The following is a 25,859-nucleotide window of genomic DNA, read 5'->3' as shown; positions in this document are numbered from 1 at the left end:
TAACTTTTCGTGTTACCAAAAGCAAATAGCCTGCCAAAAAATGATAAAGGCTGGGACGTACCCTAGATGAATGCTTAATTCATAACGTTTCTAATTTGTCTTCCGATTGTAATTTGTATCTTTTATTTTTTATTATTGCTTATTTTTCTTAAATTTGCCTGGCAAATAGAAAACCCAATACATATTTGCCATGCAATTAGATCCACAAAAATTCGTAGCAGAAGGTCTCACTTACGACGACGTCTTATTAATTCCAGCTTATTCTGAAATTTTACCCCGTGACGTTGATACGAGCACTTCGCTAACAAAAAAAATCAAATTAAATATTCCATTGGTTTCTGCAGCAATGGATACGGTAACCGGTGCTGATTTGGCGATTGCGATTGCTCAAGCTGGCGGTATTGGTATGTTGCATAAGAACATGACGATCGCAGAACAAGCTGCTGAAGTACGCAAAGTAAAACGTTCGGAGAGCGGTATGATTCAGGATCCAGTAACGTTATTGGCAACAGCAACTGTGGGTGATGCCTTCAATATTATGAAGGAGCACAAAATCGGTGGAATTCCTGTTGTGAACGAAAAAGGTCAATTGGTTGGTATTGTAACGAATCGTGATCTTCGTTTCCAAAAAGATATGAGCCGTCCAATCAACGAATTGATGACCAAGGAAAATCTTGTTGTTGCTCCCGAAGGAACGGATTTGGTGAAAGCGGAAGAAATTCTTCAGAACGAAAAAATCGAAAAACTTCCTGTAGTTAATGAAGAAGGTATTTTGAAAGGCTTGATTACCTTTAAAGATATCCAAAAATATAAACATTATCCCAATGCTGCCAAAGATAGCCATGGCCGTTTATTGGTTGGTGCGGCAGTAGGTGTTACACCAGATACCCTTGATCGCGTTGAGGCTTTGGTGAAAGCAGGTGTGGATGTGGTTACAATCGATACGGCACACGGGCATTCTAAAGGTGTAATCGATAAATTGAAATTGGTGAAATCGCAGTTTCCTGAGCTACAGGTAATCGTTGGAAATATTGCGACCGGTGCAGCAGCAACAGCTTTGGCTGAAGCAGGTGCAGATGCCGTAAAAGTAGGTATCGGACCGGGCTCAATTTGTACAACCCGTATTATTGCTGGTGTTGGTGTTCCTCAGCTTTATGCTGTATATGAAGTTGCCAAAGCACTTAAAGGAACTGGCGTGCCTTTGATCGCAGATGGTGGTATCAAACAAACTGGTGATATTGCAAAAGCAATTGCAGCCGGAGCAAGCACAATTATGGCTGGCTCTTTATTCGCCGGTGTGGAAGAAGCTCCAGGTGAAACAATTATCTATGAGGGACGTAAGTTTAAATCTTACCGCGGTATGGGCTCAATCGAAGCCATGGAAAAAGGATCTAAAGATCGTTATTTCCAAGACGTAGAAGATGATATCAAAAAATTGGTTCCTGAAGGTATTGTTGGGCGTGTTCCTTACAAAGGTACATTAGCTGAGGTCGTTTATCAATATATTGGCGGATTACGCGCTTCTATGGGATACTGTGGTGCTGCAACAATTGAAAAATTACAGGAAGCACAATTTGTCCGCATTACAGGAGCAGGGTTGAGAGAGTCCCATCCACATAATATTTCCATTACGAAGGAAGCACCAAATTATAACAGCAGAGGCTAGATGTTGCTTGGATGATATAAAAACCGATAATCTTGATTATCGGTTTTTTTTGTGTAAAAATATTAGCAAGATAGCCCCAGTGATCAATAGGAAATTTGTACTTTTATACCCTATTCTCAGGTTTTAAAATTTAAGGAGTTAATTTGGATTATTTAGCGGGTTTAAACCCTTCACAACGAGGAGCCGTAGAGCAAACAGAAGGTCCTGTGATGATTGTTGCAGGAGCTGGTTCAGGAAAAACACGGGTAATTACCTATCGTGTAGCACACTTGATTCGAAAAGGTGTTGATCCATTCAATATCTTGGTATTAACATTTACCAACAAGGCTGCCAAAGAGATGCGCGCACGTATCGTTTCTGTTGTTGGAAGCGAAGCGAAAAATATTTGGATGGGAACATTCCACTCGGTATTCGCAAAGATACTCCGTGTCGAAGCAGAATTGATCGGTTATCCCAGAAACTTTACCATCTACGATACGGACGATACCAAAAGTTTGTTGCGTGCCATTTTAAAGGAAATGAATCTCGATGATAAGCTGTATAATGTCAATCATGTGTATGGACGTATCTCACAGGCAAAAAACAACTTGATCTCACCGCAGGAATATAATAAGAATGAAGCCATACTGGCCGAAGATATTTCCAATGGTCGTGGTCAATTGGGGCAGATTTATATGACCTATGCACAACGCTGTTACCGTGCTGGAGCAATGGATTTTGATGACCTCTTGTTTAAAACAAATGTCTTGTTAAACAAGCATCCAGAGGTATTGCATAAATATCAGCATCAATTTCGCTATCTGATGGTCGATGAGTACCAGGATACCAACTTCTCCCAATACCTTATTGTCAAACGCCTGGCAGCAGTCAACGAAAATATCTGCGTGGTTGGGGATGATGCACAATCGATCTATGCATTTCGTGGTGCAAATATTCAGAATATCCTGAATTTCCAAAAGGATTATCCTGATGTGAAGATCTTTAAACTGGAGCAGAATTATCGATCGACTAAGATGATCGTAAATGCGGCCAATTCGGTGATTGCGAATAATCAGAATCAATTGGAAAAAAATGTTTTCTCGGATAATGAAGAGGGCGAAAAGATCAAGGTTTCACGTGCTTTCTCTGACAATGAGGAAGGTAAGATCGTTGCTGACCAGATTATCGAAGAGAAATCGTTAAAAGGACTTAATTATAAAGATTTTGCTATTCTGTATCGTACCAACGCCCAATCCAGGGCAATGGAGGAGGCCTTGCGCAAAATTAATATCCCCTATAAAATATACGGTGGTACTTCTTTCTATCAACGGAAAGAAATTAAAGATCTGATCGCGTATTTCAGACTCACCTTCAACCCAAATGATGAGGAAGCACTAAAGCGTGTTATCAATTATCCACGTAGAGGGATAGGGGATACGACGATAGAGAAGATCATGATCGCTGCAGATCAGAATCAATACCGTATATGGGATGTTGTTGCAAATGCAGCCCAGTTTCTAGACGGACGCAGTGCAACTTCTGTCGGTGGTTTTGCACAGATGATACAGAGTTTTCAGGCTCTTGCCAAAAACAATAACGCATTTGATACGGCAATGCATATTGCGCAGCACTGTGGTATTCTGAAAGAATTGTATGAAGACAAATCGGTAGAGGGGCTGGCGCGTTACGAAAATATCCAGGAACTCCTCAATGGTATCAAGGAATTTTCGGAACGGGAAGATATCGAAGAGCGTGGACTTGATGTCTATATGCAGGATATCGCCCTGTTGACAAACGACGATAATGATAAAGATCCAAATGCTGATACTGTATCATTGATGACCATCCACTCTTCCAAAGGATTGGAATTTCCGATTGTTTTCATTGTAGGCTTAGAAGAAAACCTATTTCCTTCCCAGTTGTCGTTGAATTCCAGGTCGGAATTGGAAGAGGAACGAAGACTTTTTTATGTCGCTGTTACGAGAGCTGAAAAAAAATTACTACTTTCGTATGCTACTTCGCGATATCGTTGGGGAACGCTGAATAACTGCGAACCCAGTCGCTTCTTGGATGAATTGAATCCGGCATGTCTTGCATTGGATTTTAAACCACGACAAACTTCTGCCTCAGCCGGAAGTTTTCAAGGCGAACGAATTGCATGGCAACAAAAGGATAGTGATGATACGTTTTCTAAACCTAAGCCTAAGCCGATGGTTAAAACGACATCAATACTACCGAAAGCCCACAAACCTACTGCGGGTTTTGCTCCTTCAGATACATCAAATCTTCAAGTCGGCATGGAAGTTGAACATGAACGTTTTGGATTTGGTAAAGTTGTTAATCTCGAAGGAAACAAAGGAGATATAAAAGCAACTATTTTCTTTAAAGAGTTGGGACAGAAACAATTGTTGCTTAAATTTGCAAAACTTAGAATAATTCAATAATAAAATACCAAAACGGCATCTTGATCGTTTAATTAGGTACTTATATTAGCTATATGAACTTTGACTACAACAGCACTAGACCAAAATTGATCCTTGCAGAATATGGTCGCAATGTGCAAAATATGGTAGATTACATCTGTACTTTACCCACAAAGGAAGAAAGAAATAAACATGCGCAGATTGTAATCGATATGATGGGGGTATTGAACCCACATTTGAGAGACGTGTCTGATTTTAAACATAAACTGTGGGATCACCTACAGATTATCTCTGATTTTAAATTGGATATTGACTCACCTTATCCAATTGCTACAGCGAAAAGTGTGAAACACGAAGTTGAGCATTTGGGCTATCCGCAGCATTCCATTAGATTCAAGCACTATGGTTTTACCGTAGAGAAAATGATTGAAAAGGCTTTATTGGCTAATGACGAGGCTAAAAGAGAGCAGATGGTTATCGGTATCGCCAATTTTATGAAAATGGCTTACCTGACCTGGAATAAGGATTCTGTTTCGGACGAGTTGATCATCCAGGATCTCAAAGAGTTGTCAGGTTATCAATTGACCTTACCAGAAGGTACTGTATTGACCAAACTTGACTTTAAAACTCCGCCTCCGGGAAATCGCGTTAAAGGTCCGGCTAACAGTAACTCAGGCGGAAATAATAACAATAACAATAATAATAATTCCGGTCACCAGTCGAAAGGTGGAGGCAAGCCTCGTATGACAAGTAACAACAACAATAATACGAAGCGCAATAACTACGGAAGCAATAACAACAGCTACAGTAGGGATAATAATAACAACAGCTACGGTAGGGACAACAATAACAACAATAACAGAAACAGAAAGCCGCAGGGTAATTATAATAATAAACGAGGCTAGTTCTTAAAGATTTTGTTTAAAGAAGCAGGCAATTGCGAAGTGATTAACAGATTTCTTTACAATTGCCTTCTTTTTTTAAGAATCGCGCTGTTTTATAAAAAAACAAGGTTCTTTGGTCTCCGATCCCGGTATGTTAGGCGGAAGGCTAAATATCCCAAGGCTAATACAAGAACCGGGATAAGATACTAAGAAGATATCACTTATATATAAATGAACGCATTTGAAATAATCGGTGGAAAACCGTTAAAGGGAGAGATTATTCCTCAAGGAGCAAAAAATGAGGCCTTACAGATTCTTTCTGCAGTTTTACTGACAGAAGAACCTATGACCATCAGTAATATCCCAGATATTAAGGATGTCAATAAGTTGATCGATCTATTGGCTGCTTTAGGTGTTAAAATTGATCGCATAGATAAGGACACATACGTTTTTGAAGCTAAAGATATAAATATAGACTATTTCCAGTCACCTGAATTTAAAGAAAAAGGTGGTGGATTGCGTGGCTCTATCATGATTGTCGGTCCTTTGTTGGCTCGATTCGGAAAAGCCGCTATTCCGAAACCGGGGGGTGATAAAATCGGCCGTAGACGATTAGATACACACTTTTTGGGTTTTGAAAAATTGGGTGCTAAGTTTGTGTACGATGCGACTACCCATTTTTTTAACGTTGATGCAACGGAGTTAAAAGGAAGTTATATCCTTTTGGACGAAGCTTCTGTAACGGGTACGGCGAATATCGTGATGGCTGCTGTATTGGCAAAAGGGACAACAACGATATACAACGCTGCTTGTGAGCCGTATTTACAACAACTATGTAAGATGTTGAATCGCATGGGGGCTAAAATATCCGGTATTGGATCTAATTTGTTGACCATCGAAGGAGTAGAGCGTCTGGGGGGAACTTCACACCGCATGTTGCCTGATATGATTGAAATAGGTTCTTTCATCGGACTTGCAGCAATGACAGGTTCAGAAATCACCATTAAAGATGTCTGTTTCGAAGAACTTGGCGTTATTCCATCTGTATTTTCGCGCTTAGGCATCGAGTTTGAATTACGTGGTGATGATATTTTTATTCCGGCGCAAGAATCGTATGAAATCGATACATTTATCGATGGATCTATCCTGACGATTTCAGATGCACCTTGGCCAGGTTTTACGCCCGATCTATTAAGTATAGTACTTGTTGTGGCGACTCAGGCAAAAGGAAACGTATTGATCCACCAAAAAATGTTCGAGAGCCGTTTGTTCTTCGTGGACAAATTGATCGATATGGGGGCGCAGATTATCTTGTGCGATCCGCACCGCGCAACCGTTATTGGACTGAATAAATCACACCACCTGAGAGGTATTGAGATGACTTCGCCAGATATTCGTGCCGGGGTGTCTTTATTGATTGCAGCGCTATCTGCCAAAGGAAAATCTGTGATCCACAATATCGAACAGATTGAACGTGGCTATCAAGATATCGAAGAACGCTTGCGTAAATTAGGAGCAGATATTAAACGTATCGATGCCGAACCAAAAGGTCATTAATTAATGCGAATAGCCTATGTGCTAGCGTAAGATAAAAGAAGCTCCGGATATAAATTCTGGGGCTTTTTTTGTGATATCTGCATCAAATAAGGTAAATTTGTCTATACTACATTTAAACAACTATAGATATGAAAAAATATCTAAAAAAGTACGCCTTAATTTTCCCATTATTAGGCATAGTACTTCTTTTTCACAATTGTCAATCCTCTACACCCAAAGAGGTTAAACTACATGAAGAATCAAATACAACAACGGATATCCGCTCTTCTAAACGGATCAATGCTGCGGTAATCGTACAAAAAGTTACTTTTCCCAATATGCCTTTTGCTGAACTAATCAGGTTGATGAATCTGACCAAAGATAGTTCACCTGCTGCATTGTGGAAGGCAATATCCACGCTACCCCAGGCGGAACAAATGAAGAAAGATAGCTTTGATATTGAAAATCCCCTGCAGCGTATGGAGCTGATGCTTGCCCCTTTACGTAAGATGGAAATTAAATTTGATCAACAACAAGCGAAATCTGATGCTGCGGGCCTGACGTACCGCCTGGAAAATTATGTGAATTATAGCAAAGGTTCAGGCGAGGCTTTTTTAGCAAATAGTGGCAACGAGACTATCAATGTAGGACTGAACTATCCAGAAGGGAAACTTAATGGATTGGCGAAAGTGCAGATACGAATAAATCCCAAAGAGTATATGATCGATAAGACCGGAAAAACAAAAGTAATTGCCGGAATTACCTGTCAGCAGGCCATTTACAATAAAATTGATGCAATGGATAAAACGCTCCCTAAATTTGTCGTTTGGAAGAGCCCACGGATCCCGAAGGGAATCAATCTGCTGCACCCCTATGTGTTTGATGAAAACGAAGGGATTCTTGAAATTGATGCCTATCTCAATGAAGATGAAAATTCCCTATTGCGCTTTACAACCACAGCTGTCGTCGAAAAGCAATTTGAACCCAAAGAATTTGAGGTTACAAAAGCCCATGCTAAACTTGACGCGGCCAAAGATCAAAACAGCATCGAAAAAAATGTACTTGATGTCGTGTTTCATTAGAAAACACCATAAAAAAGGAGTTGATCACATGATCAACTCCTTTTTTATTTGGGATATATGTAAAAGTTTACATTAAAGGAGCAGGTGCTTCTTCTTCAAATAAAGGGAATTCCTTGATAATGTTATACCATGTGATAACCTTTTTAATATCCGAAGAATAAACACGTGATTCATCATGGCCAGGAGCTACTTCACGGAAGAAATCTCTTAATGTTGCGCCATCAGATTTTGTATCTGGCAGAGCGATGCCTTTCTCTTTGATTGTTTCAAAAATATTCAATAGACGAATTTCTTCTTCTTCACCATAGATGGTGATATCTTCCAAAGTCGCCATTTTTGTAGAAGATAAACTTACTACCGTTTTAATTTTTGCCTGATCAAGGGTTTCTAAAATAAAACCACCTTTATTTTGTCCAACCAATTTGAACAATCCTGGTTTACCAGTTACGGATACTAATGCTCTTAAATTCATTTTAATACTATTTAAATCTCCAAGAATTAATCTTCGATAACTTCAATTGATAAAATACGGTCACCTTGTCTGATATCGTCAACAATGTCTACGTTCTCGATAACTTTTCCAAAACAAGTATGGTTACGATCTAAGTGAGCAGTGTTGTTACGGCTATGACAGATGAAAAATTGAGAACCACCAGTATTACGGCCTGCATGAGCCATAGACAATACACCTCTATCGTGGTATTGGTTTTCGCCTGTTAATTCACAGTCAATTTTATAACCAGGGCCACCCGTTCCAGGGATTCCTGCAGCTCCTTCACGTGAATTTGGACATCCACCTTGGATAACGAAATCAGGGATTACACGGTGAAATGCCAATCCATCATAATATCCTGATTTAGCAAGTTTGATAAAATTGGCTACTGTATTTGGAGCATCAGCTGTGTAGAACTCCACAGTCATGTCGCCTTTTTCTGTTTTAATAATCGCTTTACTCATATTCAAAAATTTTTATGAAATACAAAGATAACGTTTCAGAGTGAAATGTGAAGTAAATCCCGATTGCCAATTTTTTTTAATTGATAGATTGTGTATTTCTCAGGATATTAAGTAACAGTATTTTTGTATATTTATGTACGCTAGCCAATTATAATTAACTGTAGATGTCAAATCCGTACAAACTAGTCATTCGGGAGTGGGCAGAGGCCGATCGTCCGAGAGAGAAACTATTGAGCCAGGGCCGTAGGGCGCTTACCGACGCCGAATTACTGGCTATTTTAATCGGGTCTGGTTCCAAAAATGAAAGTGCTGTTGAATTATGCCGGCGCATATTGGCCGATGTCAATAACAACCTGCAGACGCTTTCGATGATGGAGGTTTCAGAACTGAGCATGTATAAAGGGATAGGCGAGGCAAAAGCTATCGCTATTCTTGCCGCATTGGAGCTCGCACGCCGGAAAAACGACCTGCCCGTAGAACAGCGTAAGCTCGTAAATAGCAGCCGCTTCGTTTACAACTTTATGAAACCCATACTTCAGGATCTGCCCCATGAAGAGTTTTGGACTCTGTATCTCAATACGGGGTATAAAATATTAGACAAACAACTGATCGGACGCGGCGGTAATGATTTTACGCCAGTTGATGTCAGGATTATATTACGATCTGCACTTAGCCTTAAAGCACATGCAATTATATTAGTTCATAACCATCCCTCGGGCACCTTGTATCCAAGCAATGCTGACAAAATTCTGACGCAAAAAATTGTTGAAGCCTCTAAAATTATGGATATTAGAGTTGCCGATCATTTAATCTTTACCGATAACGGATATTATAGTTTTAAAGATGAAGGTATAATCGACTAGTTACAGCAATTCTTATTATGAACAAAAACAGTATTGATAGATTCACGGACAGGGTTGTCGATTACGAGAAATTTAGACCATGTTACCCAAAAGAGATTATTCAGGTGCTTAAAGAACAAATAGGGCTGGATAAAAAATGGTTGGTTGCCGATATCGGTAGTGGTACAGGGCTATCTACGCAACTTTTTCTCGAAAATGGGAATGACGTTTTTGCTGTTGAACCCAATCGGGAAATGCGTGAATCTTTACTGCATCATTTTAAAACCTATCGGAATTTAATCGCGCTGAATGCGACTGCCGAAGATACATCTATTGAGTCTGGATGCGTAGATCTCATTTTTGCAGGGCAATCGTTTCATTGGTTTGACCGGGAAGCATGTAAGAGGGAGTTCGCTCGCATTCTCACAGAAAATGGACGTATTGTACTGGTCTGGAACCAGCGTGATCCCGGCGATGCTTTTCAACAGGAGTACGAAGATTTTCTGCTCAGTCATATACCAAGTTATCAATCTGTCAGTCACAAAAATATCAGTGATGATGATCTCAAACAATTTTTTGGATCACGTTCAATGACCAAGGTAACCTTACCAAATCAACAGATATTGGACCTTCGGTCGTTTTTGGGAAGAGTACGTTCATCATCCTATTTTCCAAAAGAGCAGGCTGAAAACAAAACGCTCTATGACGATCTCCGTACACTTTTCGATAAGTACGCAATCGCTGAGCGTATCGTATTCAAGTATATTACTGAAATTTATATCAGTTAACTAAGAAATGGGAATTTGCAAAGCTTCTTTCGTTGCATTTTTTCTCTTCCAGTCGAAAACTCTTCGTATAGGCGAAGAATGAAAAGGGAAGATTAAGATGAATAACGTTAGGATTACCCCGATAATAAATAGCCCGGAGTAGGCGTCGCGTATGGATAGTAGCGAGGCTTGGACTTGGACCGATTTCATTATATTTCCTCTTTGTAGCACCAAGCTATTTGTTCGATCGATTATACCAGCAAGATTATTGGCATTGAGGATCTGTAGGTGGTAATACCAATTAGTAATGATGTTTGACCAGACTACAGGCACCAAAAATGAACGTGTAAGAATCAAAAATACTAAGCCAGAGAGGTAATATTTACTGGGAATATTGCCGGCCATATATACGCCTATTCCAATGTAGGAAGTGATCACGCCCATTCCTCTTAATGTCAAAGGGAGATAGAACAAAGCCGAGTTTGTATGTTGGTCAATAATCCTTGCAAAGAAAAAGCAAGATAGGGCATAACACGCTGCTGAGAATGCCAAAATGAACTTGCATTTTTTTGTTATTTTGAAATAAATATAAGCGATTACTGCGCCGATCATATAACCAGGAATTACATAGGTATTTATTTCGGCGACTTCCAAGGGGTTTGTACCAAGCGTAATTCCCAAAAGGGAGGAGTACAGCGAGGTCGAGCTATAAAAAATGCCGAAAATAAAAATTGTTCCAATGGAGATAGGCAGAATCCGTGTTGAAAAGGCTTCAAAATTTAAGAGTGATTTTCGGATTAGTACACTTCTATTTATAAAAAGTATAAAAAAAACAGAGCGATGCGATTCCGGTGACCAAAATAAACCTGGAATGAAACCAATTTTGTGTCAGACCATATGTGCTGAAATAGGCAAAATTCAATAATGAAATACAAAGTAAAATACTTCCAAACCAGTCATATTGATAAAGAGGTACCTTTTTAAAATCTGACGATTTCATAAAGATGATGCAGATTAACAACGCTACTGCAAGTAGTATATTTTGAAATAAAAAGACAGTTTCCCAATAGAAACGCGTTGCAAATAGAACAGATACATAACTTGCCAAGGCAGGAATGATCATTGTCATGGGGTAGTAGACTGCATATAATTGATATCGTTCTCCACGTGGCATGAGAAAAGGGATCATTTCCCCAATGATAGCCATAGTGACAATAATCTTGGCACTCCCAATAAAAAATGTGGCCATACAGATGTTGACACCATTATTGGCATGTTCCAAAACCGCATTGGAAGCGAGGATAATGAAGATAGATACAATTAATATCGTCTTTTTGGAAAATAATTTCAACAACCTAAATACCAGTGGTATGGCACATACCATTCCCGCATAATAACAATATGTAGCCATACTCAAATCTGCGGTGATACCGGCGTATCCATTCATGACATACGTGTTAATGGAAGTTGGGATTCCATTATTGAACGAAAATAAAATATTGAGTAGAAACAGAAAGAACAATTCCCAACCTGAACTCAACCAATCTCTGAATATACGATCTTTCATGATTATTTAATACGTATGATAGCATTCATACCTACGCGAAGCATGGCGAGATCTTTTGGGGTATTGGATGCTGTAAAATTAATTCTAACCGGAATGCGCTGTTGTACCTTAACGAAGTTCCCCGTAGAATTGTCAACCGGAACAGCAGAATACTTAGATCCTGTTGCTTCGGATATGGCGGCTACTTCACCTTCAAATGTCTTCCCGGCCAATGCATCAATTTCAATGTTGACTTTTGCCCCGAGAGCAATATTTTTTAGTTGACTTTCGGTATAATTTGCGGTAATCCATTTCTGCTCATCACGTACAATATTGACCAATGGCGTACCGTTTTGCACCAATTGACCCTCTTCAATCGTCCGCCGTCCCAATACACCGTCGTACGGTGCAGTGATAACCGTATACGAAAGGTTTAACTTGGCTAGATCAATCGCAGATTCGGCCTTTAGTAATGAGGCATCATTGATTGACAGCTTCTGTTCAGACTCATGTGTGTTAAGTTTCGATACACGCTCTTGCGCCAAAAGTGCCTTATATTTGGCTAACATGGCCTCATAATCTGCTTTTACCTGATCGAATTGATATTGCGTTACTGCTTCATCTTTCACGAGACTCTCGTAACGCCTATAATTCAATTCCATATTATCTAGCCGGGCTCTCATCTCATCGATATTGGCATTTGCTATCGCAGTACTGTTGCCGGCAATGGCAATTCCAGATTGCGATATTGTTTTACTTGCTTTGGCATCGGCAAGAGTGGCTTGTGCATTTTGTAATAAAATTCTGTACTCAGCATCATCAATAATGACGAGTGTATCGCCTTTGTGAACTTTTTGATGCTCATCAAATCGAATTGTTTTGATATAACCGCTGATACGCGAATTTATAGGGGTAATATGGGCATCTACCTGGGCATCATCTGTATAAACAGATTCGTTGATGTGGAAAAAGACTAAGATACCCCAGATAATTGTAACCACAATGACGACTGCAGATAGGATGTTGATGATCCATATCTTCCGCCTTCGTTTTATTTCTTTCTCACTTAATGTTGAATTGCTCATGACTCAATTACTTATCTTCTTTTTTTCTGAAAATCAAGGCTCCCGATACTATTGCTTATCAATAATTGCGGTCAATTTTTCGAGAGTTTCTGTAATTTCCAATACTTTTTTTTTCTGATATCTCCTGCAGGATCACACGGTAGAGGTCTTGCTGGACAGGATCTAATAATGTCCTATATTCGTCTCCCTTTACCGTTAATTCGATTAAATTATTTCGTCTGTCATTGGGATCGCTTACGCGTCTAACCAGATCCCGTTTACAAAGATTATCGATCAGCGGAGTGACACTTGCTTTGTTCTTCTGTATTGCTGTGGCTATATCTTGCTGATTCATTTGCTCCTTCTTCCACAGTGCTGCCAATACTTGTAACATTTCATAGGTGATATCCAATTGCTGTTCCTTTATTTTCTGGATATAGTATTGTTTTAAGCTCGTTCGCAAAGCAATGATACTATCCACTAAGGGTTTTACTGGATTCATGGATTCGTTTTTCATAGCACAAAGTTAAACATAAAACAGTTAAATATCAAACTAATTTATTTTAGTTAAAAATGTGTTAAAGATGAGTGCTTTAGAGAGAGATGGCATTTTATTTGGAAGCACTTAAACGAAAGGAAAAAAAGATATGTTAAGAGTTGAATTAATCTTCTTTAGACGTTGCCTACTGCCATTGCTGATTTTAGGAGGTGGGATAAGTGTTGTAAGGGCACAGCAAATGCATGCTTTTAATAACTTAGAAACCGATTATCATTTTGTATATCGGTGGGTAGATCCATTCTTCCCTTTAAGCCCACAGGTCGATGTGATGACCTTGGACGTTGCGCCGATCGATAAAGAGCCCGAGCAGCAGGAGAAAATAAAAACGTCAACGGGAAAACAGCGTTTTAACGGCAGGGTGAGTGAGCGCGTATATGAAGGTTCGGAAGTAATCGTGAGCCCTGGAGAATCGGTTGGCAATATAACCTACAGCTCCACTAGCTCCGCCACCCGGTATCGTGTTGCCATTGATCGACGCAGTAATGAGCACTACCATGGAAAGCCTGTATTTATAGATGCGAAGGGGGTAAAATATGTAATTGATTCGAAATTTAGAAAACAAGTTGTCGAATAATTCCTTGGCTAGGTTAAAAATTTGTTAAAATTATTTTTTCAGGTAATTAAATCGAAATACGGCATTTGTATTGTACTTTTATTTACAATTATTTAAATAACAATTGAGTTATGAGAGCAATAAATCGTTTCAAAAAAATCACAGCTGCATTAGCTTTGATCGCTGCAGTGGGATTGGGACAATCCTATGCACAAACGGCTCCTAAAAAAAATGGAAAAAGAAGCCAAAAAGTCTGAACAAAAAGCAAAAGAAGTAAAGACTAAAGCCAACGAGGCCGAAACGAAAACGAAGGCAGCGCCGGTGAAAGCTACTGCGAAGAAGGAAGCTGCAGTCAAGGAAAAGTCAGTGCAGACGAAAAAGATGGCTGATACAAAAACAGCGCCAGCAGCACCAATGGAAGCGAAGGAAAAAGCCGTAAAAAAAGAAAGTGCTAAAGCTGAAAAACAAGCCGCTGCTGTTAAAAAGGATGCCGTAGCTACAGCTGATAAAGCAACAAGTGAAAAATATAATGGACATACAGTTTATCTCGGTCCAAAAGGTGGCAAATATTATATCAACGGAAATGGTAACAAAACGTACATTTCTGACAAAAAGTAAAGAGCAGCTGAAAACGAATTATATCAAAAAAGGGGACATCGATCGATGTCCCCTTTTTTGATTTCAATAGTTTAGCGTAGCAAATTCATTAAATAGCTTTTGTCGAGATAAAAGACATCTAAACTTCCGCCGTCATCCAGAATACTGTTGCTAATCTCCTTTTTATGTTGCTGTAAGGTCTGAATTTTATCTTCGACCGTGTTAGGGCTGATTAATCGGACTGCGGTGACCGTCTTTTGTTGCCCCATGCGATAGATCCTATCGATCGCCTGTTGTTCAACAGCAGGATTCCACCAGGGGTCTACCAGGTACACGACATCGGCCGCGGTAAGATTAAGTCCGGTACCACCGGCTTTTAGACTAACCAGAAAAACGGGGATATCCTTGTCGGATTGAAAATCACTAACCAATTTACCTCGATTTTTGGATTGGCCTGTGAGCATTAACGCGCGAATACCCTGTTTATCCAAAGCCTCTTTAATCAGATTGAGCATACTGACAAACTGTGAAAACACGATCATTTTGTGCTGGTCTTTTTTATGCTGAATTTGCTCGATAAGCATTTCAATTTTGGCAGAGTCCGCAGCGCTAGTCAGATCCTCATTTTGGAGCAGTTTGCTTGAATTACATATCTGTCGCAATTTTGTTAGACCTTTTAGGACATGCATGGGGCTTTTCTTGATTTCATCGCCATCTTTGGCAGAGATAAAATCTCGAAACTCTTTTTCATAAAGATCATAAATTCGCCGTTGGGCAGTTTTCATCTCACAGTAAAGGACCAGTTCATTTTTTGTAGGAAGATCACGTAATACATCCTGTTTTGTTCTACGGAGAATGAAAGGCTTTATTTTCTCTTTCAGCATTTTTTTTTCTCTTGCGGTCATGGAAAGCATCAATAGGAGTCGTATAGACATCTTTGAAATATTTTTTGCTTCCTAGTAGACCCGGCACAATAAAGGAAAGCTGGGCATAAAGATCCATCGTATTATTCTCGATAGGAGTTCCTGTTAAAATAATGCGATTTCTTGATTTTAATAAATTTACCGTTTTGTATCGCTGGGAATCCGGGTTTTTGATTTGCTGCGATTCGTCCAATATGACATAATTGAAGGTTATTTTTTTTTAGCGTATTAATATCCGTCAGCAGGTTGTGATAAGAAACTAAAACAAGGTCATATTGTTCAAACTGCATCCCTTTTTCTATTCTATTTGGACCATCTAAAACCAACGTTTGGAAAGATGGAAGGAATTGCTGGATTTCATGCCGCCAATTAAAAATTAAGGTCGTGGGAAGTACAAGTAATGTTGGTGCAGATTGTCCCTTTGCTTTTTGAGTAGCCAGAAAGGCTAATATTTGGATCGTTTTGCCAAGTCCCATGTCATCGGCAAGACAGCCACCAAAATTAAGCCCATCCAAGAAATGCAGCCATTGTAGCCCTTGTTGCTGATAAGGGCGTAAGTTTCCGACAAAAGTTGGTGGTATCTGGACCTCGGATAGCGAAGAAAAATTAGCGAGCTGCTTTCTCAACGTGCTGAGCTCCGCCAACACGATAGGGTCTAGCTCCGCCTGATCAAATAGTTGATCGATTTCATTGAATTTGTATTTTGGAATTTCAATGAAATCATCAGCTATCGATTCTGCTGCATTAAAATAGGCTTCAAATTTATCGAGCCACTGTTGCGGTAAAATGCCCTGGGTGCCGTCATCCAAGGTGATGAATTGCGAGCGGTTCCGTACTGCCTTTTCAAGTTTTTTTAGGGAGACACTTTTGGGGCCAAATTTGACCTGTATATTGGCGTTGAACCAATTTTGTCCACTGAGGACCTCCACATGTATTTTTCCCTTAAAACGGCTTAATTTATTTCCACGTAATGTATTAAATCCGATGATCTGTATACCCTGATGTTGCCACTCCTCAAAAGCATCCAGAAACCAGTTACTGTCCAGAAAGTATTTGCGATGCAAATAAAAATGCTGAAAGCTTCCTTCATCCATTTGCTCCTGAAAATAGGGATGCTGCTTCAGTAACAGGGAAATAACTTTTGTTTCAGCTTCACGTTTCCGATCGACCAAAAATTGTGTACCCTTGCTGTCTGTACCAAATATATTCCGCTTACTTAAAATAGGAATTTCGACCTCACCATAACGCATGACAGGAATAAGGTTGACAAAATCTTCCGATTCTTCCAGAAACAAAAGTGGCTGCATGTCCTGATAATACAGATTTTCCTTCAACTGTGGCTTGCTTGCTTTGGGAATATCTTTAAAATTTAACTCCACGGAATGTGCTATCTGTTCCAAAAACAACCTGTTGAATTCTTCGAACTTACGCTGATGGATCAACAATTGCTCACCTTTGTTGCCAAACAAACGGATCAACTTGAGGTGAAACCTATTTTCAATCAGAAAAAGCTGATTTTTGATGAGAATGAAATGGTCCAAAAGAACGACTAAATCCTGTAAATTGTGGGCTATCGTATGAATATGAATTTCTCCTTGAATGGTATAAAACGCACCTTTTTTTGTAATGAAGAGCTTAATTTCACCTTTGTTTAGGTTAAATTGAACCGGCGATAAGGTGGAGGCTGTTATATTGTCGGATTTCTCATAGTCATGCAGATAAAAATCGAGGTGTAACGGATTTTTTGCAACCGCCTTCAGACTGGAGCTGATTTCGATATCCTGTTGCATAGCTTGAGAAAATTGGTAAACAGCGGTGTAAAATTGCATTTCCTCAATCGAGCTGCTTTGCCAGATACGGGACTGACTCTCACTGGCGGAAATCGGATTTTTAGGTAGGCCGGATTTCGTCATTGGAGCTTGACACAGGAGTATTTGTAGATTTTTGTAGTACCGGTTGCGCGTTAACACCACAAAATGATGCTGCTGTTCGGCCGTCGTCTTGACCTTTTTTGGGACAAGAGATTCCTCTACTAGATCAAAGTCATCAATGGAGGTCAGCTGTTTGTCTTTTAACAGAAACTCCAGCTTCCCTGCTTTGATCTGGGCAGCAAAATAGTTTTCTAAAGACGGTTCCTTTTCCAGTCCATATTGTGCCGCAACCTTCTTGAGGAGATGCTGATAGCGGTTGTGATCAAAAAATGCCAGCCAATTCTCCTGTGTAAATAGTTTACTTAAAGCCGCCTTTTGATGACGGCAGAATCCTGTTTGTGGACAATTGCAAAAGACGGCTGTTGTGGGCAACGTATGGAGGATCATCACTTCAAAATCGGTATAATTCTCCAGTACCTGAAAATTTGCCTGATTCACCTCCATTTCCATCGCATTGACCTGAAAATGGGCCAATGTCAGGTCCATCCAAGGAAAATAAGAATAACGGCTCACCTTGGTGAAATCGATATCGGTCAATGTATATTGATGGAAGTCCATAATGCTTGGTTAAAAATTAAAACTCATTCCGCCATAATAATTACGTAAAGGGGCAGGATTAAAATACCGTCCTCCAAAAGCATTGATATCGTTTCCAAGACTATATTTTTCATTGAGTAGATTGTCGGCCCCAACAAAAAATCTAATTTTATGCTGTGAACAGACAGATTTGCTCCAGGATAATTTGCCTTGTAAAAGATGATACCGTTTGGCATAAACAGTGTTTGCGTCATCCAGTGGTATTGCTGCTGTTAAATTGGAAAGAAGATCCAACTGGAATTCATCCGGGAAAAGTATATTCAACGAATTTACCCATACCGTTTTAGGAACCGCAGGAAGTTTATTGTTCTTATAGTTTTTGTCGCCTACCTGATAGGTTTTGAAACTGTAGTCATTGAGGGAAAAATTACTGGTCAGCTGTAGGCTACGGACCGTACCGGTTGTTTGAGGCCTGATCAAATACATGAATAGCGATGCTTCCAATCCCTTTTGGTTTATTTTACCCGCATTTTGAAAATATTCAGCACCATTATCCCGTACCTGTCGGATGATGGCATTGTTCATTTGATAAGTGTAGGCCGCTGCATCTAAAATAATCCGGCGATTCCACAAATGCCAACGAAGCCCAAATTCATGGTTTGTACCTGTTTCTGGTTTCAGCATCGTATTAATTGTATTGTCTGACGAACGGACTTCAGCAACAGTTGGTGCAGAGAAACCTTTAGAAATCGATGCTCTAAGTGCAAGCATTGGTGTGATCAAATAGGATAGTGCTGCTCGTGGCATCCATGTACTCCCGAAATCAATATTTTCTTTGTTTTCTTGTGCAACAGGATAACGTTGCTGGTAGCCAATTTTATTCTCATTTAATCCGAGCGACAGCTCTACCTGGAGACGCTCTAGCCATTCCAGTTGGGTGCGTGCAAAAAATGATTGCTGACTGTTTTCCAATTTGTCCTTGGCCTGAGGATCGGTAGCGACACCTTGGGCGTTGTCATAATTGTCAATAGCATACCAACCCTTTTGCGCTTCCAAGCCCAGTTGGACTTCATATTTTAAATCTTGGCTCAACAAATCCACATAAGATAAATACAGGCGCGTTCCTAAATTCTTTTCATCTCTTTTCTCGTAATTGGTGATGAAGGGATTTTTGATCTGATTGGATGAGCCAAATACACTGGCGAATAAGGTCATCTTAGAACTGAGATGCGTCTGGTTGCTCAGTCCACCAAAGAATGTTTTATCGTAGATTGCTGCTTTTTGTTCAGCAGCACCAGGATTTGGTCCGCCCTTAGGCCGAGCCTGCCTGCGGTCGCTCTCCATTTGTGCTGCGGTGAGCCCTCCCGGAGTTTGGTAACCGATATCCGAATAGAAACCGGTGAATTTTAATTCGGATGTTTTTGCATATTGCCAATTGTAATTGAGTTGGATATTCTTTTTGTTTAAGGCTGAATTCTGGCGATAACCGTCACTTCTTGTCCAACTTTGATTGATAGCAAGTTGCTGAGTCTGGTTGATGGGTAATATTGCATTGAGCTGTTCCTGGAAAAGACCGTAGGAGCCCCCCGTTAATTGGAGGTTGACTTCAGGTTTGTCAGATCGATCGAATCCTTTACTATAAAAGGAGAGTACACCGCCTGAATTGGCCCCATATATCGATCCATCTGGACCTTTCAATACATTTATCTGCCCTATTGCGGAGGGATCTATCAAGTTAATGTAGGTGTTCCCGCCTGCGTCAGTAAAAGGAAAGTCGTCCAGATATATTTTGACATTGCGAACACCAAAAGGTGAACGGACCATACTCCCACGGAGTGCTAGCCGGTAACTCCCAGGGGAACGTTCTTCCATGCGTAAACCCGGCACCCTGTTCATTGCTGAAACAAAGGAGGGCGACTGCTGGGATTGGATCATTTGGCTGCTTAACACAGCCGCAGAAGATGTCAATCGCAATAGCGGTTGTTTATTGAAGTAGGCTTTAACTTCGACTTGTTCTAGCAGATTAGTCGTAGTATCCACTTCCTGCGCATATAATTTGCTACATAAACCAAGGGTAGCAAGTAGGTAATATCTTTTCATCGTTAAGGTTTGGTCGGCTTAGTCTGCAAATTCCTGACTGAAATAAATTTCAAAAATCTGCTTTTTCTTATTGTATTTTAGGTATTGAAAATTCGCATATACGGAGCTGGTCGGTACACAAAGACTGTTGGCCATGGCTTCTTTTGAGAATTTTTTGTTCAGACATCCCTGCTGCAAATCAAAGTTTTTGTTCGTCGAAATATCGGTCACATCAAAGGAATTGTCGTCAATCAGGTAATTTGAATTGTTTAATCGAATATAATCCTCTTGATCAATCAGTTCGGAAGCAACGAGATAATCGAGCGATCCAAAGCTGGATGAACAATCCAAATTTTGAAGGGTATTGACAACTTTTAACTCTTTATACAGTGTGTTGTATGTATTGCTTTTATGATCGAATAAGGTGATCTCGATGCGATGATTACCTTTGTTGTATACCGTATACCCAAGGTCACCGGGGCCATTTTCGAAGATATTCCCTTTCGCGATCGCTAAAACAGCCAAGTTAGGATGCCCAAGAAAATAATCTTTCTGGTCTGCACTTAGTGTTGTCGTTAACTTCTGGTGCAGTTTATCGAAGAGGCCGGCGTCGTTCATTTTCATTAACTGCTGCGCTTGTTCCTTTATTCTGTCTGCAAAACGCGGGCTATCGTAGCTCGAAGTATCCGATGGGAGTGGTGGTGATGCAGGAGGGACTACCTGTTCTTTCTTTTGTTCGTCATTTTTCGTTGTTTTTGACGTCTTTGTCTGATGACAGGAAACAAGAGCTGATAATAATACAATGTATAGAAAAAAGGTTTTTAAATTCATGATGAAATATCGTCAATGCCAATTCAGTCACTCTTCGTGAATAGAAAGAGCAACAACATCGGCTAATTTAGTTATTTTATGGCAAACAAAGCTGTCGCAATCTGGAATTAGAAAGCTTCATTCAGCCCCAAAAAGAAACCACGGGAACCATATTTTCCAAAGGCATAGTCCAGACATAGATTTGTGCGTGTTGCTTTGTTAAAGAGTACCCGTAATCCGGCACCACCCCCAGGTTGCCACCTTTCAAAAAGTTTGGTGCCCAGTTCGTCGCTGGCAGTCTGTAGGTTAAAAAAAAGCAGCTCCGCTCAAAAAGCGATTCTTTAAAATTGGGAAGCGGTATTCTGTTTCGGCATAACCGAAAGAAATTCCTTTGAAATAACCAATGGTGTAACCGCGGCCGCTTCTGACGGCTACGTCTCTTCCCGTTCCGGGGAGATCAAAATAGGGGAGTGTACCACCGAGTTTATAGGAGCCCCAATACCAGAAGGCAAGTACATGAGCCGGGTCGGACTGAGATAAACTAAAGTATTTTCGAAAGTCGGTGGTAAGCTGTACAGCACTTTTGCTACTGCCCAACAGCGTTGTGTTCCATCGCACACCGATATCCGAATAGATACCCTTGTAAGGCCTATTGGGATTGTCTCTTGTCATGTATTGCATATTGAGCAATAGTCCATTGGAATTATAACTGTCGGGCTCGAAGCCATGTTTTTCGGTGTAGATGGTATTGGGAGTAATGTTGCCATTGGGGCCGCTGCTGGTTATTTTTCGTCGTAAGTCAAACGCCAATCCGGCTCCAACAAATAGTCCGTCGGCGATTCGTTTATAGACTTTTTCATTAAATGTAAACGCGTTATATTTTGCTCCGTATTTCTTATGGTCGGGGTTGGCAAGGATCTCTTCATCGGCATTGTTCCATTTTCCATGGGGAGTCATGCCCAAACCCGCATCTAAAGCGACCATTTTGACAAGTGCAAAAGCGCCCTGAAAATTTAGTTTATTGTTGGGGGTAAAGATATTATGGCTAATATAGAAGACCATGATGTTTTTTGTGGTGATTGAGGCGGATGTCGCTGCGATCGACATGGTCGTTGTTTTGGGGTCACCCAATACTTTCCCCGCGACAGCCTTGATTCCGATCTGACCACCAATGGTTGGGTTGTAGGCAATGTTGGGCATTAAGGTGATGGGAGAGCGTTTACTCGCATGTTCCTTTTTTCGTTTGGGATGGATTATTCTTCCGATTAGATCCGATATATCGTATTGACTGGCCAAGGCCGAGTCACGCTGATGTTTGTACTGTGCAAGAGAGTCTGTTTTTGCATCGGTTTGGGCAGCGAGCAGCGTAGGGATTGAAATTAAAAGTATTGCTAAAAAAGCATGTCGGAAGAAATCGTTAAAACGTAAAAGTTGATGCATACATTCGGGTCTATCTTAAAACTAAACGTCAAAAAAAATAAAATGTTTTCTCAAGTACTCGGAGCCTGTCTTTTTTTGATCTCTGAACAAATGCAAATGTGGTATTGTGTTGAAGAAGTTTGTTTTTCTTGCGAAGCAGGAGAATTAAACTTGCAAATCACAGCAAATTTATCTTAGTTTGATTATTTAAACTAGGATATGATAGGACGCACTATATTTAATTATGGATTGACTTTGCTTTTATTGACAGGGGTAGCTCATGCGCAAGAACTGTATACCCCAAGAAATATTCAGCAAGCGATCGAGAAGGGAACCCGTACCAAAACGGGTCTACCAGGGAAAAACTATTGGCAGAATTTTGGTAAGTATGATGTGCGGGTGCAATTGGATCCGGCTACAAAGATGGTGAGTGGAACAGAGACTATTCTGTACACAAACAATAGTCCCGATACATTGAAACGCTTGGCTATCCGATTTGTGAACAATGTGCACAAACCTAATGCGGTACGTGCTGCATACGCTTCGGACGACTACCTGACTTCGGGCCTAAAGATTAAATCGTTTAAACTGAATGGTCAAGTTTACGACGTAAACAGCAAGGACTGGGGAACGGTGAAGTTAGGTGATTTTGGGCAGAAAATCCTTCCGGGAAGGACTGCAACATTGGACATTAGCTGGGAATATCCGTTATCTGTCGAAAGCGACCGTGAAGGGCTGTTGAATGCTTCCACCTTTTATTGTGCTTACTCTTATCCGCGTGTGTCTGTATACGACGATTATAATGGTTGGGATCTTCTGGAACATAATGGCCGACAAGAATTCTACAATGGTTTCAACGATTATCAATTTGAGATATCTGTTCCGAAGAACTTTGTTGTTTGGGCGACAGGTGAATTGACAAATGCGGCTGATGTACTGCAGAAACCTATTCTGGACCGTTTCGAAAAATCAAAAGTCAGCGATACGCCAATACATATCGCGACAGATGCCGAAATGAAAGCGGGGAAAGTGACAACACAAGAAGCCTGGAATAAGTGGAAATTTAAAGCAACCTATGTGCCTGATTTTTGTTTCAGTGTGAGTGATAATTATATCTGGGATGGCGGGAGTGTAGATTTGGGAAGTAAGCGCGTGAGTGTGCAGTCAAGCTATGTCGCTGGAACAGCAGATTTTGAACAATACATTGGTTGGCAGCAATATTGCATTGACTGGTTTTCTAAAAATTGGCCTGGTGTCACCTATCCGTACCCAACAATGACAGCCGTTCAAGGGTTTGCAGATATGGAATATCCGATGATGATTAACGATTCGAGTGTCCCAGATAATCTCGTGGATGCACGGCAAACAGCAGACCATGAAATTGCACATACCTATTTCCCTTTTTACATGGGTATCAATGAGACGCGATACGGTTATATGGATGAAGGCTGGGCTACTGCATTGGAATTCTGGATTGGAAATGCGGAGATTGGTGCCGAAAAAAATAAAGAACTTTTCAAAGATGCCCGTGTAAAGCGCTATATCTTTGACCCCTCTACCGAAGAAGACCAACCCTTGATTACCATGACCTCTCAGTTGAGTGGTTTAGGGTACGGCAACAATGCCTACATCAAGGCCGCATTGTCTTATATTGCGTTACGGGATTACCTGGGTGATGAACTGTTTAAAAAAGCACTACACCATTACATGGAGCTATGGCATGGAAAACATCCGACGCCTTGGGACTTCTTTTATAGCATCAATGCTGGAGCTGGGCAGAATTTAAACTGGTATTGGAAAAATTGGTATTTCACCAATAATTACATTGACCTTAAGGTGAATGGTTTTAAACAGCTTGCTGGTAAAAATACACTGACGATCACCAATATCGGGGGATTTGCAATTCCGTTTGATGTGTTGATTACCTATACGGATGGATCGGTGGAGACAAAACATCAAACTCCGTCAATTTGGCAACACAATGAAAAACAGGTAATCCTGACTTGGACTTCGACTAAAAAGGTGAAAAATATTACCTTGGACGGTGGCATTTTTATGGATTACACAGCCAAGGACAACAGCTGGGACGTTATTAAATAACCCGATCGATCGTGTCAGCCTTTATGTTTGAAAAGGTTGACACGATTGGTGACTGAATGCTGTTGAAGTCTGCCTACAACTAGGTGTCCATTCCTGTAAGCCTTACCCTGGGGCTGTAAGATTACAGCTGATCGATGCATCGAAATGTCAGATTAATTCGTGCACTGAACACCTTTTTTGTCGGTGGAAGCCGATGCAACCAATACGTTTGTGTAAGACCTTTCATCACCAATAAACTTCCATGGCCCAAGATGATGTCTATTTTTTCTTTGCTCGTTTTATGTTTAAAGGCAAACTTTCGTTCAGCACCAAAGCTTAAAGAAGCAATTGCTCCATTTTTTTTGAGGTCTTTTTCACCGTCACTGTGCCAGGCCATTCCTTCGTCGCCATTGTGATAAAGATTCAACAGGCAGGAATTATACGTCTCCTGTGTTTGTTGTTCGGCAATCTTTTTCAGTTCAAGAAGTTCCTTTGTCCAGGGAAGCGCCCTTTTAGTGGTGTTGGAATAGCTATATTCGAAAGCCTGGTCGCCATACCAAGCCACTTTTCGTTTGGTGACGATTTCGTTTCCAAAAATAATGGCACGGTCATTTACCCATTCGATCGAGTCCATGAGTCTATCAAAATAGTGGTTTGCTTCCTGTGGAGGTAGTATTTTACCATAATAATTGACAGTCCCATCGTAAGGGAGTAGATTTCTATTGCCATCGAAGAGATTGTCGAAAAGTTCCATGTTATCGTATTGTGTGTGTTTACTAAATAGCCGTATGCAAAGTCTCCCATCCGATCATCGCTGTTTTCCGCATTGGATCCCATCGGTAACCACCAAATATACCGCTGTTTTGTATAACACGATGACAGGGGATAAGGTAAGCTATCGGATTGCTTCCAACAGCTGTGCCGACAGCACGGGAAGCCTTGGGGTTTCCGATTTGAGAAGCGATAGCACCGTAAGTGCTTAAGTTACCCATAGGGATTTTTAATAAAGCTTCCCAGACTTTCAATTGAAAATCAGTGCCTTTTAAATGTAATTTTACCTGACGGATATCTTTATCTTGGGGATTTAATGCGCTGAGTGCATTCTCATGCATGCTGTTCCCCTGTTGTAGGTATGTTGCGTTCGGAAATCGTTGCTGAAGAGCGTCAAAAGCTGTTATGTTATCATCCGCGTAGGCAATATGACAAATACCTTTTGAGGTGGATGCAATTAGCATTGTGCCGAATAAGCTCTGATAATACGCGTAGGAAATCAATAAATTGGAGCCTTCATTTTTATATTCAGCGGGAGTCATCCCCTCAATGTTGATAAATAGTTCATGAAGTCTACTGCTGCTGGAAAGGCCAAGCTGGAATGTTGTTTCAGCAATGTTATTTTCCTTGAGCAATGATTTTGCATAATTTATACTTACGTACTGTAAGAATTTCTTGGGACTTGTACCTGCCCATGCGGTAAACATGCGTTGAAAATGAGCTTCACTCATGTAAACATGAGAAGCGATCTGACCCAATGTAGGTTGAGACTTAAAGTTTTCCTGTAAGAAATGTATGGCCTTGGCGATACGTTGAAAATCTACTTCTTGTTGAATAGTCATGATTGTTCATTTA

At 40.4% G+C, this 25,859-nt stretch carries 25 protein-coding genes; 11 read left to right on the top strand and 14 right to left on the bottom strand.

Annotated features, from left to right (window positions below; genetic code table 11):
* Window positions 1-190: 190 nt before the first annotated feature.
* The 5 genes from guaB to BV902_RS23200 all read left to right on the top strand — a co-directional run bounded on the left by guaB (window position 191) and on the right by BV902_RS23200 (window position 7,570).
* Window positions 191-1,666: an IMP dehydrogenase gene (gene guaB, locus BV902_RS23220; protein WP_075993975.1), complete on the top strand. Its 1,476-nt coding sequence runs from the start codon at window positions 191-193 to the stop codon at window positions 1,664-1,666.
* Window positions 1,667-1,809: 143 nt separating this feature from the next.
* A complete protein-coding gene (locus tag BV902_RS23215; RefSeq protein WP_070565989.1) occupies window positions 1,810-4,089 on the top strand; it encodes an ATP-dependent helicase in 2,280 nt (759 codons plus the stop codon).
* A 53-nt stretch (window positions 4,090-4,142) separates the two neighbouring features.
* The gene (locus tag BV902_RS23210; RefSeq protein WP_070565986.1) at window positions 4,143-4,973 is read left to right on the top strand and encodes a DUF4290 domain-containing protein; all 831 of its coding nucleotides are present in this window, start codon (window positions 4,143-4,145) and stop codon (window positions 4,971-4,973) included.
* Between the two features lie 210 nt (window positions 4,974-5,183).
* Window positions 5,184-6,509: a UDP-N-acetylglucosamine 1-carboxyvinyltransferase gene (gene murA / locus BV902_RS23205; protein ID WP_075993974.1), complete on the top strand. Its 1,326-nt coding sequence runs from the start codon at window positions 5,184-5,186 to the stop codon at window positions 6,507-6,509.
* 128 nt (window positions 6,510-6,637) lie between these two features.
* On the top strand, window positions 6,638-7,570 hold the full coding sequence (locus BV902_RS23200) for a hypothetical protein (protein WP_075993973.1): 933 nt from the start codon (window positions 6,638-6,640) through the stop codon (window positions 7,568-7,570).
* 67 nt (window positions 7,571-7,637) lie between these two features.
* Here BV902_RS23200 and BV902_RS23195 read toward each other — a convergent pair whose 3' ends face one another.
* Window positions 7,638-8,042, bottom strand: coding sequence for a DUF5606 family protein (locus tag BV902_RS23195; protein WP_075993972.1), 405 nt, complete (start codon window positions 8,040-8,042; stop codon window positions 7,638-7,640).
* A gap of 26 nt (window positions 8,043-8,068) precedes the next feature.
* Window positions 8,069-8,527, bottom strand: coding sequence for a peptidylprolyl isomerase (locus BV902_RS23190; protein WP_046671802.1), 459 nt, complete (start codon window positions 8,525-8,527; stop codon window positions 8,069-8,071).
* A 164-nt stretch (window positions 8,528-8,691) separates the two neighbouring features.
* Between BV902_RS23190 and radC the strand changes: the two genes are divergently transcribed.
* Both radC and BV902_RS23180 read left to right on the top strand, forming a co-directional pair.
* Entirely contained in the window at window positions 8,692-9,390 is a 699-nt protein-coding gene (gene radC, locus BV902_RS23185; protein WP_075993971.1) for a RadC family protein, read from the top strand.
* A gap of 17 nt (window positions 9,391-9,407) precedes the next feature.
* Window positions 9,408-10,157: a class I SAM-dependent methyltransferase gene (locus BV902_RS23180; RefSeq protein ID WP_075993970.1), complete on the top strand. Its 750-nt coding sequence runs from the start codon at window positions 9,408-9,410 to the stop codon at window positions 10,155-10,157.
* Here the strand turns inward: BV902_RS23180 and BV902_RS23175 are convergent, their stop codons facing one another.
* The 4 genes from BV902_RS23175 to BV902_RS23160 form a co-directional block, all read right to left on the bottom strand.
* Window positions 10,158-10,817 (bottom strand): hypothetical protein, encoded by a 660-nt coding sequence (locus BV902_RS23175; protein WP_075993969.1) that lies wholly within the window; start codon window positions 10,815-10,817, stop codon window positions 10,158-10,160. It lies immediately after the preceding gene.
* 127 nt (window positions 10,818-10,944) lie between these two features.
* The gene (locus BV902_RS23170) at window positions 10,945-11,703 is read right to left on the bottom strand and encodes a hypothetical protein (RefSeq protein ID WP_075993968.1); all 759 of its coding nucleotides are present in this window, start codon (window positions 11,701-11,703) and stop codon (window positions 10,945-10,947) included.
* Between the two features lie 2 nt (window positions 11,704-11,705).
* On the bottom strand, window positions 11,706-12,767 hold the full coding sequence (locus BV902_RS23165) for an HlyD family secretion protein (protein WP_075993967.1): 1,062 nt from the start codon (window positions 12,765-12,767) through the stop codon (window positions 11,706-11,708).
* A 58-nt stretch (window positions 12,768-12,825) separates the two neighbouring features.
* Window positions 12,826-13,263 carry a MarR family winged helix-turn-helix transcriptional regulator gene (locus BV902_RS23160; RefSeq protein WP_075993966.1) on the bottom strand — a complete coding sequence of 146 codons (438 nt, stop codon included), beginning with the start codon at window positions 13,261-13,263 and terminating at the stop codon, window positions 12,826-12,828.
* 130 nt (window positions 13,264-13,393) lie between these two features.
* Here BV902_RS23160 and BV902_RS23155 point away from each other — a divergent pair, with 130 nt between their 5' ends.
* The 3 genes from BV902_RS23155 (at window position 13,394) to BV902_RS23150 (ending at window position 14,476) form a co-directional block, all read left to right on the top strand.
* Window positions 13,394-13,879, top strand: a complete 486-nt coding sequence (locus BV902_RS23155; protein ID WP_145328686.1) for a hypothetical protein — start codon at window positions 13,394-13,396, stop codon at window positions 13,877-13,879.
* 110 nt (window positions 13,880-13,989) lie between these two features.
* Window positions 13,990-14,115 carry a hypothetical protein gene (locus BV902_RS28500; RefSeq protein ID WP_257787008.1) on the top strand — a complete coding sequence of 42 codons (126 nt, stop codon included), beginning with the start codon at window positions 13,990-13,992 and terminating at the stop codon, window positions 14,113-14,115.
* Window positions 14,090-14,476, top strand: coding sequence for a hypothetical protein (locus BV902_RS23150; protein WP_237241801.1), 387 nt, complete (start codon window positions 14,090-14,092; stop codon window positions 14,474-14,476). Before BV902_RS28500 ends, BV902_RS23150 begins: the two co-directional genes overlap by 26 nt.
* A gap of 71 nt (window positions 14,477-14,547) precedes the next feature.
* Here BV902_RS23150 and BV902_RS27185 read toward each other — a convergent pair whose 3' ends face one another.
* The 6 genes from BV902_RS27185 to BV902_RS23130 form a co-directional block, all read right to left on the bottom strand.
* Entirely contained in the window at window positions 14,548-15,390 is an 843-nt protein-coding gene (locus tag BV902_RS27185; protein ID WP_083663745.1) for a DEAD/DEAH box helicase, read from the bottom strand.
* Window positions 15,302-15,571 carry an SNF2-related protein gene (locus BV902_RS28795; RefSeq protein WP_172840736.1) on the bottom strand — a complete coding sequence of 90 codons (270 nt, stop codon included), beginning with the start codon at window positions 15,569-15,571 and terminating at the stop codon, window positions 15,302-15,304. The genes BV902_RS27185 and BV902_RS28795 overlap by 89 nt, the downstream gene beginning before the upstream one ends.
* On the bottom strand, window positions 15,462-17,867 hold the full coding sequence (locus BV902_RS23145) for a DEAD/DEAH box helicase (RefSeq protein ID WP_083663743.1): 2,406 nt from the start codon (window positions 17,865-17,867) through the stop codon (window positions 15,462-15,464). Before BV902_RS23145 ends, BV902_RS28795 begins: the two co-directional genes overlap by 110 nt.
* A gap of 9 nt (window positions 17,868-17,876) precedes the next feature.
* The gene (locus BV902_RS23140; protein WP_075993964.1) at window positions 17,877-19,946 is read right to left on the bottom strand and encodes a TonB-dependent receptor; all 2,070 of its coding nucleotides are present in this window, start codon (window positions 19,944-19,946) and stop codon (window positions 17,877-17,879) included.
* An 18-nt stretch (window positions 19,947-19,964) separates the two neighbouring features.
* Window positions 19,965-20,756, bottom strand: coding sequence for a hypothetical protein (locus BV902_RS23135; protein WP_075993963.1), 792 nt, complete (start codon window positions 20,754-20,756; stop codon window positions 19,965-19,967).
* Between the two features lie 285 nt (window positions 20,757-21,041).
* A complete protein-coding gene (locus tag BV902_RS23130; protein ID WP_237241798.1) occupies window positions 21,042-22,175 on the bottom strand; it encodes a BamA/TamA family outer membrane protein in 1,134 nt (377 codons plus the stop codon).
* 198 nt (window positions 22,176-22,373) lie between these two features.
* Here BV902_RS23130 and BV902_RS23125 point away from each other — a divergent pair, with 198 nt between their 5' ends.
* Window positions 22,374-24,254 carry a M1 family metallopeptidase gene (locus BV902_RS23125; protein ID WP_075993962.1) on the top strand — a complete coding sequence of 627 codons (1,881 nt, stop codon included), beginning with the start codon at window positions 22,374-22,376 and terminating at the stop codon, window positions 24,252-24,254.
* A gap of 121 nt (window positions 24,255-24,375) precedes the next feature.
* On the opposite strand, the gene BV902_RS23120 is transcribed toward BV902_RS23125, so the two are convergent.
* Window positions 24,376-24,987 carry an alpha-ketoglutarate-dependent dioxygenase AlkB family protein gene (locus BV902_RS23120; protein ID WP_075993961.1) on the bottom strand — a complete coding sequence of 204 codons (612 nt, stop codon included), beginning with the start codon at window positions 24,985-24,987 and terminating at the stop codon, window positions 24,376-24,378.
* Between the two features lie 22 nt (window positions 24,988-25,009).
* Window positions 25,010-25,846 carry a methylated-DNA--[protein]-cysteine S-methyltransferase gene (locus tag BV902_RS23115; RefSeq protein ID WP_167512264.1) on the bottom strand — a complete coding sequence of 279 codons (837 nt, stop codon included), beginning with the start codon at window positions 25,844-25,846 and terminating at the stop codon, window positions 25,010-25,012.
* Between the last annotated feature and the right edge of the window lie 13 nt (window positions 25,847-25,859).

Source organism: Sphingobacterium sp. B29, from assembly GCF_001952815.1.
Classification (GTDB): Bacteria; Bacteroidota; Bacteroidia; order Sphingobacteriales; family Sphingobacteriaceae; genus Sphingobacterium; species Sphingobacterium siyangense.
Note: the sequence above shows the minus strand (reverse complement) of the source record. Positions and strands in the feature narration are given on the sequence as shown.

What these genes read in the sequence shown, in the direction of transcription:
- guaB (WP_075993975.1), top strand. Translation starts at nt 191, where the DNA reads ATGCAATTAGATCCACAAAAATTCGTAGCAGAAGGTCTCACTTACGAC.
- BV902_RS23210 (WP_070565986.1), top strand. Translation starts at nt 4,143, where the DNA reads ATGAACTTTGACTACAACAGCACTAGACCAAAATTGATCCTTGCAGAA.
- murA (WP_075993974.1), top strand. Translation starts at nt 5,184, where the DNA reads ATGAACGCATTTGAAATAATCGGTGGAAAACCGTTAAAGGGAGAGATT.
- BV902_RS23200 (WP_075993973.1), top strand. Translation starts at nt 6,638, where the DNA reads ATGAAAAAATATCTAAAAAAGTACGCCTTAATTTTCCCATTATTAGGC.
- BV902_RS23195 (WP_075993972.1), bottom strand. Translation starts at nt 8,042, where the DNA reads ATGAATTTAAGAGCATTAGTATCCGTAACTGGTAAACCAGGATTGTTC.
- BV902_RS23190 (WP_046671802.1), bottom strand. Translation starts at nt 8,527, where the DNA reads ATGAGTAAAGCGATTATTAAAACAGAAAAAGGCGACATGACTGTGGAG.
- radC (WP_075993971.1), top strand. Translation starts at nt 8,692, where the DNA reads ATGTCAAATCCGTACAAACTAGTCATTCGGGAGTGGGCAGAGGCCGAT.
- BV902_RS23180 (WP_075993970.1), top strand. Translation starts at nt 9,408, where the DNA reads ATGAACAAAAACAGTATTGATAGATTCACGGACAGGGTTGTCGATTAC.
- BV902_RS23170 (WP_075993968.1), bottom strand. Translation starts at nt 11,703, where the DNA reads ATGAAAGATCGTATATTCAGAGATTGGTTGAGTTCAGGTTGGGAATTG.
- BV902_RS23165 (WP_075993967.1), bottom strand. Translation starts at nt 12,767, where the DNA reads ATGAGCAATTCAACATTAAGTGAGAAAGAAATAAAACGAAGGCGGAAG.
- BV902_RS23160 (WP_075993966.1), bottom strand. Translation starts at nt 13,263, where the DNA reads ATGAAAAACGAATCCATGAATCCAGTAAAACCCTTAGTGGATAGTATC.
- BV902_RS23155 (WP_145328686.1), top strand. Translation starts at nt 13,394, where the DNA reads ATGTTAAGAGTTGAATTAATCTTCTTTAGACGTTGCCTACTGCCATTG.
- BV902_RS28500 (WP_257787008.1), top strand. Translation starts at nt 13,990, where the DNA reads ATGAGAGCAATAAATCGTTTCAAAAAAATCACAGCTGCATTAGCTTTG.
- BV902_RS23150 (WP_237241801.1), top strand. Translation starts at nt 14,090, where the DNA reads ATGGAAAAAGAAGCCAAAAAGTCTGAACAAAAAGCAAAAGAAGTAAAG.
- BV902_RS27185 (WP_083663745.1), bottom strand. Translation starts at nt 15,390, where the DNA reads ATGTCTATACGACTCCTATTGATGCTTTCCATGACCGCAAGAGAAAAA.
- BV902_RS23145 (WP_083663743.1), bottom strand. Translation starts at nt 17,867, where the DNA reads ATGGACTTCCATCAATATACATTGACCGATATCGATTTCACCAAGGTG.
- BV902_RS23140 (WP_075993964.1), bottom strand. Translation starts at nt 19,946, where the DNA reads ATGAAAAGATATTACCTACTTGCTACCCTTGGTTTATGTAGCAAATTA.
- BV902_RS23135 (WP_075993963.1), bottom strand. Translation starts at nt 20,756, where the DNA reads ATGAATTTAAAAACCTTTTTTCTATACATTGTATTATTATCAGCTCTT.
- BV902_RS23130 (WP_237241798.1), bottom strand. Translation starts at nt 22,175, where the DNA reads ATGCATCAACTTTTACGTTTTAACGATTTCTTCCGACATGCTTTTTTA.
- BV902_RS23125 (WP_075993962.1), top strand. Translation starts at nt 22,374, where the DNA reads ATGATAGGACGCACTATATTTAATTATGGATTGACTTTGCTTTTATTG.
- BV902_RS23120 (WP_075993961.1), bottom strand. Translation starts at nt 24,987, where the DNA reads ATGGAACTTTTCGACAATCTCTTCGATGGCAATAGAAATCTACTCCCT.
- BV902_RS23115 (WP_167512264.1), bottom strand. Translation starts at nt 25,846, where the DNA reads ATGACTATTCAACAAGAAGTAGATTTTCAACGTATCGCCAAGGCCATA.